This window comes from Pseudomonas sp. NPDC077186 (assembly GCF_044543505.1).
Taxonomy (GTDB): domain Bacteria; phylum Pseudomonadota; class Gammaproteobacteria; order Pseudomonadales; family Pseudomonadaceae; genus Aquipseudomonas.
In genome coordinates, this window is record NZ_JBITWE010000003.1 from 265,592 (window position 1) to 283,087 (window position 17,496).

18 protein-coding genes and 1 pseudogene are annotated in these 17,496 nt (G+C 67.8%); 13 read left to right on the forward strand and 6 right to left on the reverse strand.

Going from position 1 to position 17,496, the window contains the following annotated elements; all coding sequences use genetic code 11:
• The first annotated feature begins 13 nt into the window (after positions 1-13).
• From ACIGKL_RS13190 to ppx, 5 genes are all read left to right on the forward strand, one after another.
• A complete protein-coding gene (locus ACIGKL_RS13190; protein WP_397487084.1) occupies positions 14-679 on the forward strand; it encodes an amino acid ABC transporter permease in 666 nt (221 codons plus the stop codon).
• Entirely contained in the window at positions 676-1,326 is a 651-nt protein-coding gene (locus tag ACIGKL_RS13195; RefSeq protein ID WP_397487468.1) for an amino acid ABC transporter permease, read from the forward strand. Before ACIGKL_RS13190 ends, ACIGKL_RS13195 begins: the two co-directional genes overlap by 4 nt.
• Positions 1,313-2,044 carry an amino acid ABC transporter ATP-binding protein gene (locus ACIGKL_RS13200; RefSeq protein WP_397487085.1) on the forward strand — a complete coding sequence of 244 codons (732 nt, stop codon included), beginning with the start codon at positions 1,313-1,315 and terminating at the stop codon, positions 2,042-2,044. The genes ACIGKL_RS13195 and ACIGKL_RS13200 overlap by 14 nt, the downstream gene beginning before the upstream one ends.
• The gene (locus ACIGKL_RS13205) at positions 2,041-2,562 is read left to right on the forward strand and encodes an ureidoglycolate lyase (protein WP_397487086.1); all 522 of its coding nucleotides are present in this window, start codon (positions 2,041-2,043) and stop codon (positions 2,560-2,562) included. The genes ACIGKL_RS13200 and ACIGKL_RS13205 overlap by 4 nt, the downstream gene beginning before the upstream one ends.
• Before the next feature lie 86 nt (positions 2,563-2,648).
• Entirely contained in the window at positions 2,649-4,151 is a 1,503-nt protein-coding gene (ppx, locus tag ACIGKL_RS13210; RefSeq protein ID WP_397487087.1) for an exopolyphosphatase, read from the forward strand.
• A gap of 145 nt (positions 4,152-4,296) precedes the next feature.
• On the opposite strand, the gene ppk1 is transcribed toward ppx, so the two are convergent.
• Together ppk1 and hemB are read right to left on the reverse strand one after the other, a co-directional pair.
• Positions 4,297-6,486 (reverse strand): polyphosphate kinase 1, encoded by a 2,190-nt coding sequence (ppk1, locus tag ACIGKL_RS13215; protein WP_397487088.1) that lies wholly within the window; start codon positions 6,484-6,486, stop codon positions 4,297-4,299.
• Positions 6,487-6,505: 19 nt separating this feature from the next.
• Positions 6,506-7,519: a porphobilinogen synthase gene (hemB, locus tag ACIGKL_RS13220; protein ID WP_397487089.1), complete on the reverse strand. Its 1,014-nt coding sequence runs from the start codon at positions 7,517-7,519 to the stop codon at positions 6,506-6,508.
• 196 nt (positions 7,520-7,715) lie between these two features.
• Here hemB and ACIGKL_RS13225 point away from each other — a divergent pair, with 196 nt between their 5' ends.
• Positions 7,716-8,270, forward strand: coding sequence for a DedA family protein (locus ACIGKL_RS13225; protein WP_397487090.1), 555 nt, complete (start codon positions 7,716-7,718; stop codon positions 8,268-8,270).
• On the opposite strand, the gene ACIGKL_RS13230 is transcribed toward ACIGKL_RS13225, so the two are convergent.
• Positions 8,238-9,488: a sterol desaturase family protein gene (locus ACIGKL_RS13230; RefSeq protein WP_397487091.1), complete on the reverse strand. Its 1,251-nt coding sequence runs from the start codon at positions 9,486-9,488 to the stop codon at positions 8,238-8,240. The two genes, ACIGKL_RS13225 and ACIGKL_RS13230, sit on opposite strands and share 33 nt — an antisense overlap.
• Positions 9,489-9,699: 211 nt before the next feature.
• Here ACIGKL_RS13230 and elbB point away from each other — a divergent pair, with 211 nt between their 5' ends.
• Together elbB and ACIGKL_RS13240 are read left to right on the forward strand one after the other, a co-directional pair.
• Positions 9,700-10,359, forward strand: coding sequence for an isoprenoid biosynthesis glyoxalase ElbB (gene elbB / locus ACIGKL_RS13235; protein ID WP_397487092.1), 660 nt, complete (start codon positions 9,700-9,702; stop codon positions 10,357-10,359).
• Between the two features lie 228 nt (positions 10,360-10,587).
• Entirely contained in the window at positions 10,588-11,055 is a 468-nt protein-coding gene (locus ACIGKL_RS13240) for a thioesterase family protein (protein WP_397487093.1), read from the forward strand.
• 111 nt (positions 11,056-11,166) lie between these two features.
• On the opposite strand, the gene ACIGKL_RS13245 is transcribed toward ACIGKL_RS13240, so the two are convergent.
• Positions 11,167-11,616, reverse strand: a complete 450-nt coding sequence (locus ACIGKL_RS13245; RefSeq protein WP_397487094.1) for a YaiI/YqxD family protein — start codon at positions 11,614-11,616, stop codon at positions 11,167-11,169.
• 66 nt (positions 11,617-11,682) lie between these two features.
• Here ACIGKL_RS13245 and ACIGKL_RS13250 point away from each other — a divergent pair, with 66 nt between their 5' ends.
• Positions 11,683-12,456, forward strand: a complete 774-nt coding sequence (locus ACIGKL_RS13250) for an SDR family NAD(P)-dependent oxidoreductase (RefSeq protein ID WP_397487095.1) — start codon at positions 11,683-11,685, stop codon at positions 12,454-12,456.
• A 1-nt stretch (position 12,457) separates the two neighbouring features.
• On the opposite strand, the gene ACIGKL_RS13255 is transcribed toward ACIGKL_RS13250, so the two are convergent.
• The gene (locus ACIGKL_RS13255; protein ID WP_397487096.1) at positions 12,458-12,793 is read right to left on the reverse strand and encodes an enhanced serine sensitivity protein SseB C-terminal domain-containing protein; all 336 of its coding nucleotides are present in this window, start codon (positions 12,791-12,793) and stop codon (positions 12,458-12,460) included.
• Between the two features lie 351 nt (positions 12,794-13,144).
• On the opposite strand from ACIGKL_RS13255, the gene ACIGKL_RS13260 reads away from it, so the two are divergent.
• Genes ACIGKL_RS13260 through ACIGKL_RS13275 form a run of 4 tightly spaced genes read left to right on the forward strand, consistent with a single transcriptional unit; the run spans position 13,145 to position 16,290 of the window.
• Positions 13,145-14,533, forward strand: a complete 1,389-nt coding sequence (locus tag ACIGKL_RS13260; RefSeq protein ID WP_397487097.1) for a COG3014 family protein — start codon at positions 13,145-13,147, stop codon at positions 14,531-14,533.
• Between the two features lie 11 nt (positions 14,534-14,544).
• On the forward strand, positions 14,545-14,940 hold the full coding sequence (locus ACIGKL_RS13265) for a YcfL family protein (RefSeq protein WP_397487098.1): 396 nt from the start codon (positions 14,545-14,547) through the stop codon (positions 14,938-14,940).
• A 14-nt stretch (positions 14,941-14,954) separates the two neighbouring features.
• The gene (gene lpoB / locus ACIGKL_RS13270) at positions 14,955-15,545 is read left to right on the forward strand and encodes a penicillin-binding protein activator LpoB (protein WP_397487469.1); all 591 of its coding nucleotides are present in this window, start codon (positions 14,955-14,957) and stop codon (positions 15,543-15,545) included.
• A 1-nt stretch (position 15,546) separates the two neighbouring features.
• The gene (locus tag ACIGKL_RS13275) at positions 15,547-16,290 is read left to right on the forward strand and encodes a penicillin-binding protein activator LpoB (RefSeq protein WP_397487099.1); all 744 of its coding nucleotides are present in this window, start codon (positions 15,547-15,549) and stop codon (positions 16,288-16,290) included.
• A gap of 31 nt (positions 16,291-16,321) precedes the next feature.
• Here ACIGKL_RS13275 and ACIGKL_RS13280 read toward each other — a convergent pair.
• A pseudogene (locus ACIGKL_RS13280) lies at positions 16,322-17,488 on the reverse strand (FTR1 family protein); the annotation flags it as partial.
• Positions 17,489-17,496 lie beyond the last annotated feature (8 nt).

Below are 17,496 nucleotides of genomic sequence, written 5' to 3' on the forward strand. Positions count from 1 at the left end.
GGAGCGCTGAGCCATGACCTACCAGTTCGACTTCGCCGCCGTCCTGCAGCAGGCCGACCTGCTGCTGCAGGGCGCGGCCTTCACCCTCGGCCTGACCGCGGTCGGCACAGTGCTCGGCGTCGGCCTGGGCATAGTCGGGGCGGTGCTGCGCGCCTGGCGCATCCGCCCGTTCGACCGCCTGTTCGGCGTCTACGTGGAGCTGATCCGCAACACGCCGTTTATCGTCCAGCTGTTCTTCATCTTCTTCGGCCTGCCCTCGCTCGGCGTGCGCCTGAGCGAGTGGGAAGCCGCGGTACTGGCGATGGTGATCAACCTCGGCGCCTACTCCACTGAGATCGTCCGCGCCGGCATCCAGGCCATTCCCCACGGCCAGCTGGAAGCCGCGGCGGCGCTGGCCATGAGCCGCTTCGAGACCTTCCGCCACGTGGTGCTGCGCCCGGCCCTGGGCAAGGTGTGGCCGGCGCTGTCGAGCCAGATCATCATCGTCATGCTGGGTTCGGCGGTGTGCTCGCAGATTTCCACCGAGGAACTGTCGTTCGCCGCCAACTTCATCCAGTCGCGCAACTTCCGCGCCTTCGAAACCTACCTGCTGACCACCGCGCTGTACCTGCTCATGGCCATCCTGATTCGCCAACTGCTGGCCTGGATCGGCCGCCGCATCGTCATGGGAGAGCGCTGATGGACTTCACCCTCTGGGACATCCTGCGCAACCTGCTCACCGGCCTGCAATGGACGCTGCTGCTGTCGCTGGTGGCCTTCGTCTGCGGTGGCATCGCCGGCCTGCTGGTATTGCTGGCGCGGCTGTCGCCGCTGTCGGCGCCGCGCGTCCTGGCCCGTGGCTATATCGAACTGTTCCAGGGCACGCCGCTGCTGATGCAGCTGTTTCTGGTGTTCTTCGGCATCGCCCTGCTCGGCATCGACGTGTCGCCCTGGCTGGCCGCCGCCTGCGCCCTGACCCTGTTCACCAGCGCCTTTCTGGCCGAGATCTGGCGCGGCTGCGTCGAGGCCATCGGCCGCGGCCAGTGGGAGGCCGCCGAAAGCCTGGCCATGAGCCGCCTGGAAACCTTGCGCCATGTGGTGCTGCCGCAGGCGCTGCGCATCGCCGTGGCGCCCACCGTGGGCTTCTCGGTGCAGGTGGTCAAGGGCACCGCGGTGACCTCGATCATCGGCTTCACCGAGCTGACCAAGACCGGCAGCATGCTGGCCAACGCCACCTTCGAGCCCTTCATGGTCTACGGCCTGGTGGCGCTCGGCTACTTCCTGCTCTGCTACCCGCTCTCGCTCGCCGCATACCGCCTGGAAAGGAGGCTGAATGTCACTGCTTAACGTCACCGCCCTGCACAAGTATTACGGCGACAACCACGTGCTCAAGGGCATCGACCTGGCGGTCGAGGAAGGCGAAGTGGTCGCCATCATCGGCCGCAGCGGCTCGGGCAAGAGCACCCTGCTGCGCACCCTCAACGGCCTGGAATCGATCAACAACGGGGTGATCGAGGTCGACGGCAACTACATCGACGCCGCCCGCGCCGACCTGCGCAGCCTGCGGCAGAAGGTCGGCATGGTGTTCCAGCAGTTCAACCTGTTCCCCCACCTGAGGGTCGGCGAGAACGTCATGCTGGCGCCGCAGGTGGTGAAGAAGATCCCGCGTGCCGAAGCCGAGCAAGTCGCGCGGCAGATGCTCGAACGGGTCGGCCTGGCGGAGAAGTTCGACGCCTACCCCGAGCGCCTGTCCGGCGGCCAGCAGCAGCGCGTGGCCATCGCCCGCGCCCTGGCCATGTCGCCCAGGGTGCTGCTGTGCGACGAGATCACCTCGGCGCTCGACCCCGAGCTGGTCAACGAGGTGCTGGCGGTGGTCAAGCAGCTGGCCAGCGAGGGCATGACCCTGATCATGGTCACCCACGAGATGCGCTTCGCCCGCGAGGTCGGCGACAAGCTGGTGTTTATGCACCAGGGCAAGGTGCACGAGATCGGCGACCCGAAAGCCTTGTTCGCCGCGCCACAGACCGAGGAGCTGCGCAACTTTATCGGCTCGGTGAACCAGTGAACGCGCCGGCGCCCCTGGCGCTGCGCATCGAGCCGCTGAGCCGCGAAGCCTTCGCGCCCTTCGGCGAGGTGATCGAAACGGCCGGCGCCACATCCTTTGCGATCAACGCCGGCACCACCACCCGCTATCACGACCTGGCCCGCATCGAGACGGCCGGGAGCGCATCGCGGGTGCTGCTGAGCCTGTTCGAGGGCCAGGCCTGGCACGCGCCCATCGCCATCCGCATGCTCGAACGCCCCCCGCTGGGCAGCCAGGCCTTCTACCCGGTGGACGGCGCGCGCATGCTGATCGTCGTCGCCCCGCCCGGCGCGCTGGACGAGTCGCAGATCCGCGCCTTCGTCAGCGCACCGGAGCAGGGCGTCAACTACGCCCGCGGCACCTGGCACCACCCGCTGCTGTGCCTGGAGCGCCCCGGGCGCTTCCTGGTGGTGGATCGCGGCGGCGCCGGGTTCAACTGCGACGAGCAGCGCCTGCGGCAGCCCTTGCTGGCGCTGGCGCTCGGGGCGCCAGCGGTCTAGACCAGTTTCATGCGACATCCGTATGCGTTGGCTCATCCGCTCAGTCGTGGCAGGATGGCGCGGATATCGACCGAGATGCCGCCACCATGCCCCAAGCCCCCACCGAGAGTTTTCCCCTGATCGCCGCCATCGACCTGGGCTCGAACAGCTTCCATATGGTGCTGGCCAAGGCCGACCATGGCGAGATCCGCATCCTCGAGCGCCTCGGCGACAAGGTGCAGCTGGCCGCCGGCATCGACGACGAGCGCCAGCTCAGCGAAGAAGCCATGCAACGCGGGCTCGACTGCCTGCGCCGCTTCGCCCAGCTCACCGCCAGCCTGCCGGAAGGCGCGGTGCGCATCGTCGGCACCAACGCCCTGCGCGAGGCGCGCAACCGCGCGGTATTTATCCGTCGCGCCGAGGAGATTCTCGGCCACCAGGTGGAGGTGATCTCCGGCCGCGAGGAAGCGCGGCTGATCTACCTCGGCGTGTCGCACAGCATCGCCGACACCCCCGGCCGGCGCCTGGTCGCCGATATCGGCGGCGGCAGCACCGAGTTCATCATCGGCCAGCGCTTCGAGCCGCTGCTGCGCGAGAGCCTGCAGATGGGCTGCGTCAGCTACACCCAGCGCTATTTCAAGGACGGCAAGATCACCCCGGCGCGCTACGCCCAGGCCTATACCGCGGCGCGCCTGGAACTGATGGGCATCGAGCAGGGCCTGCGCCGCCTGGGCTGGGAGGACGCCGTCGGCGCCTCCGGCACCATCAAGGCCATCGGCCTGACCGTCAAGGCCGCCGGCCTGGGCAACGGCGAGGTCAACGCCGAGGGCCTGGCCTGGCTCAAGCGCAAGGTGTTCAAGCTGGGCGAGGTGGACAAGCTCGAACTCGACGGGATCAAACCGGACCGGCGCAGCATCTTCCCCGCCGGCCTGGCGATCCTCGAGGCGATCTTCGACGCCTGCGAGATCCAGCGCATGAGCCACTCCGAGGGCGCGCTGCGCGAAGGCGTGCTCTACGACCTGCTCGGCCGTCACCAGCACGAGGACGTGCGCGAGCGCACCCTGTCGGCCTTTATGGAGCGCTACCACGTCGACCTGGATCAGGCCGCACGGGTCGAAGCCAAGGCGCTGTCGGCGCTGGACAAGGTGGCCGCCGACTGGGGGCTGAACGACGACTGGCACCGCGAACTGCTGAGCTGGGGCGCCAAGGTGCACGAGGTGGGCCTGGATATCGCCCACTACCAATACCACAAGCACGGCGCCTACCTGATCGAGCACTCCGACCTGTCCGGCTTCTCCCGCCAGGATCAGCAGATGCTCGCCCTGCTGGTGCGCGGCCACCGGCGCAACATCCCCAAGGACAAGTTCGCCGAGTTCGGCGAGGAAGGCGTCAAGCTGATGCGCCTGTGCGTGCTGCTGCGCTTCGCCATCCTCTTCCACCATATCCGCGGCAGCCAGGACATGCCGCAGGTGCAGCTCAAGGCCGGCGACAGCAGCCTGGAGATTCACTTCCCCGGCGGCTGGCTGGCGGCCAACCCGCTGACCCAGGCCGACTTCGAGGCCGAAGCGGCCTGGCTCAAGCGCATCGACCTGGACCTGAGCGTCAGCTGATTATGCGGTGCGCATGGCGCACCCTACGCCAGCAGCCCGCCAGCACTGCTGAACCGGGGCCACGAGGCCCTAGCCCTCTCCCGCCCTGCGGGCACCCTCTCCCGCATGCGGGAGAGGGTCATCAGATGGCTGCAAGCAGCCGCTTTTAGCGAGCGCTGATCAGCGGTGCGGTGAGCTTGTCCAGCAGCCCGGACTGGGCGCTGCGCGGGTTCTGGTTGCCGGTGGGCTGCAGGCGTTGGTAGCGGCCGTCGGGCTGCAGCACCCAGGCCTGGGTGTTGTCGGTCAGGTAGGCCTCCAGCTCCTTCTTCACCCGCAGGATCAGCTTCTTGCCCTCCACCGGGAAACAGGTCTCGACGCGCTTGTCGAGGTTGCGCTCCATCCAGTCGGCGCTGGACAGGTAGATCTTCTCGTCGCCGCCGTTGAGGAAGTAGAACACCCGGGTGTGCTCGAGGAAGCGGCCGATGATCGAGCGCACCTGGATGTTGTGCGACACCCCGGCGATGCCCGGGCGCAGGCAGCACATGCCGCGCACCACCAGGTCGATCTTCACCCCGGTCTGGCTGGCCTTGTACAGCGCGCGGATCACCTTGGGGTCGGTCAGCGAGTTGAACTTGGCGATGATCTGCGCCGGCTTGCCCTCGGCGGCGGCCGCGGTCTCCTTGGCGATCAGGTCGAGCAGGGTCTTCTTCAGGGTGAAGGGCGCGTGCAGCAGCTTCTTCATGCGCAGGGTCTTGCCCATGCCGATCAGCTGGCTGAACAGCTTGGCCACGTCCTCGCCGAGCGCCACGTCGGCGGTCAGCAGGCTGTAGTCGGTATACAGGCGGGCGTTGCCGGCGTGGTAGTTGCCGGTGCCGAGGTGGGCGTAGCGGACGATCTCGCCGTTCTCGCGGCGCAGGATCAGCATCATCTTGGCGTGGGTCTTGAAGCCGACCACGCCGTAGATCACCACCGCGCCGGCCTGCTGCAGGCGGCTGGCCAGCTGCAGGTTGGACTCCTCGTCGAAGCGCGCGCGCAGCTCGATCACCGCGGTGACCTCCTTGCCGTTGCGCGCCGCTTCCACCAGGGCATCGACTATCTCCGAGTTGGCCCCGGAGCGGTACAGGGTCTGCTTGATCGCCAGCACGTGCGGGTCCTTGGCGGCCTGGCGCAGCAGGTCGACCACCGGGGTGAAGGACTCGAAGGGGTGCAGCAGGAGGATGTCCTGCTTGCTGACCACGCTGAAAATGTTCTCGGCGTTCTGCAGCAGCTTGGGGATCACCGGGGTGAACGGCGTGTACTGCAGCTCCGGGTGGCTGTCCAGGCCGGTGATGCTGAACAACCGGGTCAGGTTGACCGGGCCGTTGACCTGGTACAGCTCGTGCTCGGTCAGGCCGAACTGCTTGAGCAGGTGGTCGCGCAGGTGTTTCGGGCAGGTGTCGACCACCTCCAGGCGCACCGCATCGCCGTAGCGACGGGAAAACAGCTCGCCGCGCAGGGCGCGGGCCAGGTCCTCGACGTCCTCGGTGTCCACCGACAGGTCGGCGTTGCGGGTCAGGCGGAACTGGTAGCAACCCTTGACCTTCATGCCCTGGAACAGATCGTCGGCGTGGGCATGGATCATCGAGGAGAGGAACACGTAGTTGGCGCCGGGGCCGCCGACCTCTTCCGGCACGCGGATGATCCGCGGCAGCAGGCGCGGCGCCGGGATGATCGCCAGACCGGAATCGCGGCCGAAGGCATCGACGCCCTCCAGCTCGACGATGAAGTTCAGGCTCTTGTTCACCAGCAGCGGGAAGGGGTGCGTCGGGTCGAGGCCGATGGGGGTGATGATCGGCGCGATCTCGTCGCGGAAATAACGCCGTACCCAGGCCTTGAGCTTGGTGGTCCAGAAGCGCCGGCGGATGAAGTTGATATGGTGCTTGGCCAGGGCCGGGAACAGGGTGTCGTTGAGGATGGCGTACTGCCGCTCGACCTGTTCGTGCACCAGCTCGCTGATGCGCGCCAGCGCCTGGTGCGGTTGCAGGCCGTCGGCGCCGGCCTGCTCGCGAGCGAAGTTGATCTGCTTCTTCAGGCCGGCGACGCGGATCTCGAAGAACTCGTCGAGGTTGCTGGAGAAGATCAGCAAAAACTTCAGGCGTTCGAGCAGCGGGTAGGACTCGTCCAGCGCCTGCTCCAGCACGCGAATATTGAACTGCAGCTGCGACAGCTCGCGGTGGATGTACAGGCTGCTGTCGTCCAGGCTGGGCACCACCACCGGCGCCGGCGGCGGGCTTTCCACCACGGGCGGCTCGACCGCCACCTCCGCCGGCACCAGGGGTGCGTCGAGCAATTCGCTACTGAGTCCTTCGGTGTTCATTGCTGGGTTCCTGGGGGCGTCAGCGCCCCTGTTGCAAGAGTTCTGCCGCACGTACGGCGAAATAGGTGAGGATGCCATCGGCGCCGGCGCGTTTGAAGGCGGTCAGCGATTCCAATATGACCGCCTCGGACAGCCAGCCGTTCTGGATAGCCGCCATGTGCATGGCGTACTCACCGCTGACCTGGTAGACGAAGGTCGGCACCTTGTAGGCGTCCTTCACCCGCCAGAGGATGTCCAGGTAGGGCATGCCGGGCTTGACCATGACCATATCGGCGCCCTCCGCGAGATCCGCCGCCACTTCGTGCAGCGCCTCGTCGCCGTTGGCCGGGTCCATCTGGTAGCCGAGCTTGTTGCCCTTGCCGAGGTTGGCGGCCGAGCCCACCGCATCGCGGAACGGGCCGTAGTAGGCGCTGGCGTACTTGGCCGAGTAGGCCATGATGCGCACGTTGGGGTGATCGGCCAGCTCCAGCGCCTCGCGGATCGCCTGCACGCGGCCGTCCATCATGTCCGAGGGGGCGACCACCTGGGCGCCGGCCTCGGCGTGCGACAGCGCCTGCTTGACCAGGGCATCGACGGTGATGTCGTTCTGCACGTAGCCGGACTCGTCGAGGATGCCGTCCTGGCCGTGGGTGGTGAAGGGATCGAGGGCCACGTCGCTGATCACCCCCAGCTCGGGGAATCTGGCGCGCAGGGCGCGAATCGCGCGCTGGGCGATGCCGTCCGGGTTCCAGGCCTCGGCGCCGTCGAGCGACTTCTTCTCCAGTGGGGTGACCGGGAACAGCGCCAGCGCCGGAATGCCCAGCGCCACCCAGTGCTCGGCCTGTTGCAGCAGCAGGTCGATGGACAGCCGCTCGACGCCCGGCATCGACGGCACGACCTCGCGGCGGTTGTCGCCGTCGAGGACGAACACCGGCAGGATCAGGTCGTCGACGCTCAGGCGATGCTCGCGCACCAGGCGGCGGGAGAATTCGTCGCGGCGGTTGCGGCGCAGGCGGGTGGCGGGGAACAGGCGATTGGCGGGGGTAACGCTCACGGCAGACTCCAGAGCCCGCACGGGCGGGCCAGTGTGACGGTTATAAGCGGCCATTATGACCAAATGATGACAGCCGGATGACCGGATGCGACGGCGGGTCGCACGCTTTGCCGGCCATTGTGGCATGCGCCGGCGCTTTTCGGGCGCAACGCGGCAGGAGTAGGCTGAGCGCCTTTCCCCTAGGCGCAGACCGTCCATGCTGCACGACCTGATCCGCCAGTTCGGCTACCCGGCGCTGATCCTCGGCACCTTCCTCGAAGGCGAGGTGTCGCTGCTGCTGGCCGCCTACCTGGCGGTGCGCGACCTGCTGCAGATCGAGTGGGTGGCGCTGTGCGCCTTCCTCGGCACCTTCGCCAGCGACCAGCTGTGGTTCCACCTCGGCCGCCGTCACGGCCGCACGCTGCTGCAGCGGCGGCCGCGCTGGCAGCCGCTGGGCGAACGTGCCAGCGCCCTGCTCAGGCGCCATCCGGACCTGTGGGTACTGGGCTTTCGCTTCCTCTACGGGCTGCGCACGGTGATGCCGCTGGCCATCGGCCTGTCCGGCTACTCCTGGCGCCGCTACCTGCTGCTCGACGCCATCGGTGCCGGGCTCTGGGCTGGCAGCCTGAGCCTGCTGGCCTACAGCCTGGGCCACGCCGTGGAAGGCCTGCTCGACGAGCTGCGCCGCTACCAGCTGTACCTGCTCGGCGGCCTGGCCCTGCTGCTGACGCTGACCTGGCTATACCGGTGGCGCCAGCGCCGCAGTGGCTGAGCCGCGCGAGCGCGCCAGCCACATCCCCAGCAGGCTGGCCAGGCTGTAGGCGGCCAGCCCGCTCCAGGCGGCCAGGTCCATGCGCAGCAAACCGAGCGCCTCGGCAAGCCAGAACGCCGGCAGATTCAATCCCAGCCGCAAACACTCCAGGCGCACGGCCCCGCCGCGATTCTCCAGCCACAGGCCGATGCTGCACAGCCCCAGGCCTAGCCACAGACACGCCAGCAGCACGCCGCCCACTGCCAGCGAATCGCCCTGCGCCAGCAGCCACACCCCGGCCAGCAGGTAGCAGACGAACTGCAGCCAGGCATAGAGCTGCGCACCGCGCCCCAGCGCCACCTCGAACTTGCGAAAGCGACTCAGGTCCGGCTTCTCCTGCGGGTAGCGCGCCGCCACATCGGCCGGGCGCCAGCCGGTGGGCATAAACCAGATGCGCAGCCGGTCCCACCAGGAGCTGGCCCGCCGCGCGTCGTGCCAGAGCCCCGCGTAAACCTGCAGGTTGGCCCATAGCGGATTCCAGCTGGCCAGCGGCGTGGTCACGCCGAAGATCACCGGCTGCTCGTCCAGCTCCTCCTGGAAGGTGGCGAAAATTCGATCCCAGACAATGAACACGCCGCCGTAATTGCGATCCATGTACACAGGATTCTGCGCATGATGCACGCGGTGGTTGGACGGGGTGATCAATAGCCACTCGAGCCAGCCGAGCTTGGGGATATGCCGGGTATGCACCCAGAACTGATAGAGCAGGTTGAGCGCCGCCACCGTGAGGAACACCAGCGGCGGCACGCCGGCCACCGCCAGCGGCAGGTAGAACAGCCAGCCGAAGACGAAGCCGGTGCTGGTCTGGCGCAGCGCGGTGGAGAGGTTGTAGTCCTCGCTCTGGTGGTGCACCGCATGGGCCGCCCACAGCACGTTGCGCTCGTGGCCCAGGCGATGGTTCCAGTAGTAGCAGAAGTCGTAGAGGACGAAGGCGAAAACCCACACCCAGAGGCTGCCTTCGGCGAGTTCGAACAACGCCAGCCATTCCCAGGCGAAGGCGTAGGTGAGCAGGCCGACCGCCTTGGTCAGCAGCCCGGTGGCCTGCGACAGCACCCCGGTGCTGAGGCTGTTGACGGCATCGGCCAGGCGATAGCTGCGCATGCCGCGCCAGCGATCGGCGAGCAGCTCCAGGCCGATCAGGAGAAAGAAGAAGGGCACCGCATAGAGGACGTAATTCATGGCCGAGCCGTATCGTTGTGCTTGTCTTGGGGCTAGTCTGTTATTCATCCTAGTCCCCGGACCGCCGCGGCTCGCGGCGGCAAATGACAGTCTGAGCGGCATTTGACGACAGCATGCGCACGCCTCGCCGCCACCCCGCATTGGCAACAACCGCCGCCCGCCGCACCCAGGTGCCGGCGCGGGCGGCGTTTACCCTCACCAGGAGTCGAGCATGAACAAAAAAGTCGCAGTGATTCTGTCCGGCTGCGGCGTCTACGACGGCGCCGAAATCCATGAAAGCGTGATCACCCTGCTGCGCCTCGACCAGCGCGGCGCCACGGTGCAGTGCTTCGCCCCCAACGTGACGCAGCTGCACGTGGTCGATCACTACAGCGGCGACGAGATGGACGAGACGCGCAACGTGCTGGTGGAGTCCGCGCGCATCGCCCGCGGCCAGATCAAGGACGTCAAGGAGCTGCACGTGGCCGACTTCGACGCGCTGATCCTGCCCGGCGGCTTCGGCGTGGCCAAGAACCTCTCCGACTTCGCCATCAGCGGCGCCGCCTGCAGCGTGCAGCCCGACGTGCTGGCCGCGTGCAAGGCCTTCGCCAGCGCCGGCAAGCCGCTAGGCCTGATCTGCATCGCCCCGGCCCTGGCGGCGAAGATCTTCGGCGCCGGGGTGGTCTGCACCATCGGCACCGACCACGACACCGCCGCCGCGCTGACCCAGATGGGCGCCGAGCACCATGAGTGCGAAGTCAGCGAAATCGTCGAGGACCACGCGCGCAAGCTGGTCACCACCCCCGCGTACATGCTCGCCCAGTCCATCGCCGAGGCGGCGTCGGGCATCAACAAGCTGGTCGACCGGGTGCTGGAGCTGGCTCACCACTGACCTGGGTGGCGTTGCGCTTTGATTGGCGCCGGGGCCCTGTAGGGTGGGCTTTAGCCCACATTGAGCACCATTGGCGGGCTAAAGCGGAACGCCGCCCGGCCCACCCTACCGGCTGCCAGCGAGCTTCCCAGGCCGATCCGGCCAATGCCCGCGGCACTCCGGCCGCGCCCCTGGCCAAGCCCATCGCATTGCGGCAGCGTGGCGACACGCCTTCCCGGAGCCTCCGCCATGTCCCAGCCCTTCGTTCTCAGCGCCGAACTGCAGCAAGCGGTGGCCGGTTTCTTCCAGCGCATCCCGTTCAACCAGGTGCTCGGCATCGAACTGGACGAGCTGAGCCTGGAGCGGGTGACCATGCACCTGCCGATGAAGCCCGAGCTGATCGGCAACTTCGTCCACGGCATCCTCCACGGCGGGGTGATCTCCTCGCTGCTCGACGTCTGCGGCGGTGCCATGGCGCTGATCGGCGCCTTCGCCAAGCACCAGCACCTGCCGGCCGCCGAACGCATGGCCAAGCTGTCCAAGCTGGGCACCATCGACCTGCGCATCGACTACCTGCGCCCCGGCCGTGGCCAGCGCTTCACCGCCACCGCCATGCCGCTGCGCGCCGGCAACAAGGTAGCGGTGGTGCGCATGGAGCTGCATAGCGACGACGGCAGCCTGGTGGCGGTGGGCACCGGCACCTATCTGTGTGGGTAGCGATGTCCAAGCATTGTGGGAGGGGCTTTAGCCGCGACTGGCTCCACCTCGATCGCCGCTAAAGCGCCTCCCACCGAAGCAGTCCGTAGCCCGGATGCAAGCCGGGACGAGTTACCGGCTCAAGCGGGTCAGGATCCGATCCAGCGCATTGGCGAAGGCCTGCCGGTCCTTCTCCGCGTAAGGCGCTTGACCACCGCCGACCTGGCCCTGCTCGCGCAGGTCGGTGAACAGGTTGCGCACCGCCAGGCGCTCGCCCATGTTGCGCTCGTCGAACTCGCGGCCGCGCGGATCGAGCGCCGCCACGCCCTTCTTCACCAGGCGGTCGGCCAGCGGCACGTCGCTGCAGATCACCAGCTCGCCGGGCTGGGCCTGTTCGACCAGATGATCGTCGGCGGCGTCCGGGCCGCTGGGCACCACGATCAGTTTGACGCAGGCGAAATTCGGCCGCACCACCGCCTGCCCGGCCACCAGCACCACCTCGAACCCCCGTTTGAGGGCGAACTTCACCACCTGGTCCCGCGCCGCCCGAGGGCAGGCGTCGGCATCGATCCACACGCGCATGCTGCACTATCCTGAACAAGCCAGCGGCCAGTATGCCAGCTGCGCGCCCATCAGCAGGAGCACCCCATGACGTTCTGGCAGCGCCTGTCCGCCCCCGCCGAAGTGCTGATCTGCGGCGCCAGCCGCGGCATCGGCCTGGCCCTGACCGAGCAATTGCTGGCACGTGGCGACGTCGCCCGGGTGTGGGCGCTGGCGCGCCATGCCAGCCGCTCGGCGCCGCTCGACGACCTCGCCGGGCGCCACGGCGAACGCCTGCAATGCCTGGACGTGGACGCCTGCGACGAGGACGAACTGCACAGCCTGAGCCGCCACCTGCAGAACGCCGAGGTACGCCTGAACCTGCTGCTGTGCAGCGTCGGCACCCTGCAGGAAGGCGCCAGCCGTGCCGAGAAGAACCTCGCCCAACTCGATCTGGCCGGCCTGCAGGCGACCTTCGAGCGCAATACCTTCGCCCCCATCCTGCTGCTCAAGCACCTGCTGCCGCTGCTGCGCGGCCAGCATCCCTGCACCGTGGCGGCGCTGTCGGCGCGGGTCGGCTCGATCGGCGACAACCGCCTCGGCGGCTGGTACAGCTACCGCGCCAGTAAGGCAGCGCTGAACCAGCTACTGCGCAGCGCCAGCATCGAACTGCGCCGGCTCAACCCGCAGAGCTGCGTGCTGGCCCTGCACCCCGGCACCACCGACACCGAGCTGTCGCGGCCATTCCAGGCCAACGTGCCGGCGGACAAACTGTTCACCCCGGTCTTCGCCGCCGAACGCCTGCTCGCCGTGCTGGAACGCCAGGGCCCTGAGCAGAGCGGCAGCTTCTGGGCCTGGGACGGCCAGCCGATTCCCTGGTGACTCAGGCCGGGTAGAAGGCCTGGCAGCGCTCGCGCACCGCGCGCGACAGGTTGTCGTCGGCCAGTTCGATCAGATCCAGCTCGACCTCGTCCGGCAGCAGCTCGGCCACCAGCGCCGCCAGGCGCCGCTGCACCCGCACATCGGCGCCGGCCACCGCCAGCAGCAGGCGCGGCTGCGAGCCGATGGCCGGATCGCGCAGCGCCGCCAGATAAGCCTGCTGCACCGCCAACTCGGCACAGGCAGCCGCCAGCGCCTGCTCCAGCGGCGGATGACGCAACGCCGCCAGCGCCAGGTCGGGACTGTCGGCGTAATGGGTGGAATGAATGGTGGAGGACATGCGCGCACTCGCCGGAAGGAAATCGGATCAGCCTAGGCGCACTGAGACCGGCTGTCGTGGCGGCGGTTCACGCTCTGTCGCGGCAATCCGCAGGCGAATGCCGGGATGCCTGCCAGCAAGCTGGCCATACAACATCTTTTTGATATCAAAATAATGATAAGTGGCCATCACTCATGACGGAATTGTGAATATACTCACGCCCCCACCATATATGCCCAAAAGGTATTTTGGCCCTCAGCTTTATGAGGGATTGGCAGGATAGCCAAAAGCCATGCATGCCAAGCGGACCTCGTCCAGCCGACCGCAAGAGTCGGCAGCTTCTTCGAACCCCTATGGATATGTGAGTCTCCGATGCAATCTCGTGCCCTAGTCGCGCTCATGCTGTGCGGCGCTTTGCTCCTGAGTGGCTGCGCGGCCTTCCGCAGCTATGAAAGCGAGCTGACACAAACCAACCTCCACCTGCAGTCCGGCGATATCGACGCGGCCATCGCGCTGCTGGAAAAGCACAACGGCGGGGAAAACAAGGACCTTCTCTACTACTTCGAGAAGGGCGAACTGCTGCGCAGCAAGGGCGACCTGCAGGGCAGCCTGGAGGCCTGGGCTCAGGCCGACCGCCAGGTATTCGAGTGGGAAGAGGCGGTGCGCGGCGACCCGGCCAAGTACCTGGGCGAGTTCGGCAGCGTCCTGGTCAACGACCGCGTGCGCCGCTACGAAGGCTACGACTACGAAAAGGTCATGCTGACCACCCAGATGGCGATCAATCACCTGGCCCTGGGCGATTTCGAGGCCGCACGCATCGAGATCAAGAAAACCCACGAGCGCGAGGCGCTGATCGCCGAACTGCGCGACCAGCAATACCTCAAGCGCGAGGAGGAAGCCGAGAAGCAGGGCATCACCGCCGAGCTCAAGGACCTGCAGGGCTACCCCGTGGAGTCGCTCAACGCCCCGGAAGTGATCGGCCTGAAGAACAGCTACCAGAGCGCCTTCAGCCACTACCTCTCCGGCTTCGTCTACGAGGCCCTGGGCGAACGCGGCATGGCCGCGCCGGGCTACCGCAAGGCCGCCGAACTGCGCCCCGACACCCCGCTGCTGGAACAGGCCCTGCTCGACCTGGACAACCCGGGCGCCCGCGGCGCCGACGAAAGCGACGTGCTGCTGGTGCTGCAGACCGGCCTGGCGCCGGCGCGCGACTCGGTGCGCATTCCCCTGCCGATCCCCACCAGCAACGGCCTGATCATCACCCCGCTGTCCTTCCCGGTGATCAGGGACGACACCTCCACCGCCGTGCTCGACAGCCTGGCGCTGAACGGCGAGGAGCTGCCCCTCACCGAGCTCAACAGCACCGAGGCCATGTCGCGCCGCGCCCTGCGCGACGACATGCCCGGCATCATCCTGCGCACCAGCGTGCGCGCCGCCACCCGCAGCGTGGCGCAGAAGCAGCTCAACGACGTCAACCCGCTGGCCGGCCTGGCCCTGGGTATCGCCTCGGCCATCACCGAGGGCGCCGACGAACGCACCTGGCGCACCCTGCCCGACAGCACGCGGATCGTGCGCCTGCGCCTGAAGAAGGGCGAGCACCAGCTGCAGCTGCCCGGCGCCCAGCTGCGTCTGACGATCGCGCAGGACTATCAGGTCGTGCCGCTGCGCCTGGTCGGTAACCAGGTCTTCACCAGCGGCACCGCCGCCAACCTGATCCCCCTCGCGCCGCTGCCCACCGTGGCCCAGGCCAACAGTCTGTAAGGAGTTAGACGATGTCCCGTCCGCTTTTCGCCATCCTCGCCCTGGCCCTGCTGGCCGGCTGCGCCACCCCGCCGCCGCCGGCCCCCGGCAGCGCCGCGAGCAAGGTAGTGTCGCTCGGCAGCATGCAGCACATCGAGGTCGGCGCCATGCGCGTAGCCCGCGAGAACGGTTTCCTCACCGTCAAGGTGGAACTGAGCAACAGCAGCCACAAGAACAAGTCGATGTACTACCGCTTCGCCTGGCTGGGCAACGACGGCTTCCCGGTCGCCGCCGAGGAGAGCTGGAAGAGCCTGACCCTGTACGGCACCCAGACCACCTACCTGCCGGCCATCGCCCCGGTGCCGCAGGCCACCGACTTCCGCCTGGAAGTGCAAACCCCCGAAAACACCGTCAACCTGTTCCGCTGAGAGAGACCACCATGCTGTTTGCACGCCTTTCCTTCGTCGCCGCCCTCGCCCTGCTGGCCAGCGGCTGCGCCTCCACCTCCTCGCCGGTGCTCGGCGGCGGCAACATCGGCTACGGCGACAGCAAGGCCGTGGAGCTGATCACCAACGAATTCGGCTCCACCGACCTGCAGCTGATCGCCGAGTCGATGACCCGCTCGCTGGCCCAGTCCGGCGTGCTCCAGGGCCGCCCGGTGGTGCAGGTGTACGACGTGAAGAACAAGACCAGCGAGTACATCGACACCCGCGAGATCACCACCTCGATCAAGACCCAGCTGATGAAGAGCGGCGTCGCCCGCTTCGCCAGCGACAACGTCGACATGCAGAGCCAGATCGATCAGCTCAAGCTGCAGAACCAGAGCGGCCTGTACAAGAACGCCACGGTCGCCAAGACCGGCAACATGGTCGCCGCGCAGTACCGCTTGGAAGGCTCTATCAGCTCCATCGTCAAGCGCAGCAGCGACTACAAGGACGTGTTCTACAAGTTCAGCCTGCAGCTGATCGAGGTCGAAAGCGGCCTGGCCGAGTGGATGGACGAGAAAGAAATCCGCAAGACCACGGAGCGCTGAGATGAAACAGCTGATCGCATTGCTGCTACTCGGCCTCGCCGGCCTGGCCCAGGCCGCGCCCAAGGTCGCCGTCACCGATCTCGCCTACGAGGAGCGGGTACGCGAGTACATCCGCATCGTCAGCGCGCACAGCCAGGCCCAGGCCAGCGGCTTTGCCGCCAGCGCCTCGTCCAGCTACAACGAGATCGAGGGCACCTACAGCTACGTCGAGCGTGGCGAGCTGCGCAAGTTCACCGGCGATATCAAGGGCGAGATCCTCAAGTCGCGGATGTTCCAGCTGATCCAGGGCAAGCCCTATACCGCCAAGGAGAACGAAGGCCTCTACGACGTGATCGCGCGGATCAAGCAGGGCCACTTCCGGGGCGCCGACTACGTGCTGTTCGGCACCCTGGCGGACATCGACTTCCGCCAGGACCTCAACGACATCGCCAACACCGACAGCTACTCCAAGGTGCTTGGCCTGACCCTGGTGGCGGACTTCAGCCTGATCAACACCCGCACCTACGAGATCACCTCGGCGTTCACCGCCATGGGCGAGGCGCAGGACGTCAAGCTGGTCAACGGCCAAGACATCCGCGTCACCCCCAACCGCGGGCGCGTGGTGCGCGAGGTGTCCAAGGCGCTGGGCGAAGACGTCGCCGCGCAGCTGCAGGAGCAACTGCTCGGCAACCGTCCGGCAGACTTCGGCAACCCGCCCGGTGGCAGCCCGCTGCCGGCGGACGAGGCGCCGGTGATTCTGCGCTGAAACGGAGGCGGCCTACGGGCCGCCTCTTGCTTTAGCAGGGTTGCCGACGCCGCTCGGCCAGCCGGCTGCGCCCGTAGAGCAGGGCGATGGCGGCCAGCGCCAGGCCTTGGGCCGACAGGCTCCAGGCGTCGGCGTGGATGCCCAGCCAGTCGAACTCGACGAAGGCCAGCGGCCGCGTGCCGAGCACCCCGGCCTCCTGCAGCGCCGCCACGCCGTGGCCGGCGAACACCACCGAGAGCAGGCACAGCAGCACCGCGTTGACGCCGAAGAAGGTCGCCAGCGGCAGCCTGCGCGAGCCGCGCAGGATCGCCCAGGCCAGGCCGAGCAGCAGCACCAGCGCCGCCGCTGCACCGGCCAGCACCGCGCCGTGGCCCTGCGGCCCGGCCTGCAGCCAGAGCGCCTGGTAGAACAGGATGACCTCGAACAGCTCGCGATAGACCGCGAAGAACGCCAGCACGGCGAAGCCGAAGCGGCCGCCGCCGATCAGGCTGCTGTTGATGTAGTCCTGCCAGGCCGCCGCATGACGACGGTCATGCATCCACACCCCGACCCACAGCAGCACCGCGCTGGCGAACAACGCCGTGGCGCCTTCCAGCAGTTCGCGCTGGGCGCCGCCGATGTCGATCAGGTAGGCCGCCACCGCCCAGGTGGCGAGGCCGGCCAGCAGCGCCAGGCCCCAGCCGATATGCACGCTGCGCAGCGCCTGCGGCTGGCCGGTGTTGCGCAGGAAGGCGAGGATCGCCGCCAGCACCAGGATCGCCTCCAGGCCCTCGCGCAGCAGGATCAGCAGGCTGGCGAAGAAGCTCAAGGTGTTATCCATGGCGCCGTCGGCCAGCAGCGCGGCGGACTTGTCCAGCTCCACCCTGGCCCGCTCCAGCGCCTGCGCCGCCTGCGCCACGCTGGCGCCGTCCTGCAGCGTCTGGCGGTAGGCCAGCAAGGCGCGCTCGGTGGTCTTGCGCTGGACGGCGTCGAGGTTGTCGAGGGCGCTTTCCACCAGCTCGAAGCCTTCCAGGTAGGCGCCGACGGCGAGGTCGTAGGCCTGCTCCCGGTCGCCCGCGCGATAGGCCGCCAGGCTGCTCTGCAGGGTGCTGCGGCTGTAGTCGATCAGCGCCTGCGGGCTGCGCTGCTGCAGCGGCGGATGGCTGCGCTGGGCGCGGAAGGCGGCCGCATCGCCGCCGTCGGCCGCCGTTGCGGCGGCCGAACGGG